Source organism: Rhodococcus sp. T2V (assembly GCF_029269925.1).
In the GTDB taxonomy this organism is placed as follows: Bacteria; Actinomycetota; Actinomycetes; order Mycobacteriales; family Mycobacteriaceae; genus Rhodococcus_F; species Rhodococcus_F koreensis.
Genome location: NZ_JARJBD010000310.1, coordinates 1 through 1,067 on the forward strand (window position 1 = coordinate 1; position 1,067 = coordinate 1,067).

Annotated in this window: 1 protein-coding gene; it reads right to left on the reverse strand. The window is 69.5% G+C overall.

What is annotated here, in order from left to right; translation table 11 throughout:
• Positions 1-1,067: FAD-dependent oxidoreductase (locus tag P3H15_RS54080; RefSeq protein WP_276144836.1), on the reverse strand; the 1,067-nt coding region annotated here is incomplete at both ends.

The window sequence follows — 1,067 nt, forward strand, 5'->3', positions numbered from 1 at the left end:
CCGACGCGGAAGAGCTGAAAGGTGCTGTCCGCGTTGGCCACGAGGGTCTGCGGTTGCAGCCGCAGCAGCGCGTCCTGATCGACGGCCCCGTGGTTGCGGGAGCGGTCCTTGAGTTCGAAGTACACGTCGTCGACCGGGACCGTGCCGTGTTCGACGACGAGCTGGTCGACGGTGCGGGTCACGGTGGTGTGGGCGTATTCGTCCTCGAGGGTGACCGTGAGGCGGCGGTCGGCGTCGCGGGCGACCTTGGTGACCCGGGTACCCAGGGTGGTGCGCACCGAGTGCTCGGCGAAATTCTTCAGATAGGCCGGGTAGTTCGACCCCCCGACGAGCGGAGCGATGATGCGTTCGGGGGTGACGACCTCCACCTCGGCGCCGGCGTCGGCGATGACTTCGGCCGCGCTCATCCCGGGGTGGTCACCGTTGTCGTCGAAGACCAGCACCGACTTGCCGGGTTTGACCTCTCGGGTGAGGATCTGCCAGGTGTCGGTGATCAGGTTCGCGGGCCCGTCGACGATCTCGGTGTTCGGGATGCCACCGGTGGCGACGATGACCACGTCCGGGTTCTCGGCGAGGATGTCGGCGGCGTCGGCGTAGGTGTTGTAGCGGATCGTGACTCCGAGCCGCGCGCATTCCTGCACCCGCCAGTCGACGATGCCGATCAGGTCGCGGCGCCGTTCGGGGGCGGCGGCGATCGCGATCTGCCCGCCGGGTGTGCTGGCGGCCTCGAGGACGGTGACGGTGTGGCCACGTTCGCCGAGTACGCGGGCGGCTTCGAGACCGGCCGGGCCGGCGCCGACGACGACGGCCTTCTTCTTCTCCGCGGCCGGCGGAACGATGTGCGGCAGTTGGGCTTCGCGGCCGGTGGCCGGGTTGTGCAGGCAGAGTGCCTCGCCGCCCTGGTAGAGGCGGTCGATGCAGTATCCGGCGCCGACACACGGGCGGATGCGGTCCTCTTCTCCGTCGTGGACCCGCTGCATCAGGTACGGGTCGGCCATGTGGGCGCGGGTCATGCCGACCATGTCGAGCAGCCCCTCGCTGATCGCGTAGCGGGCGGTGGCCAGGTC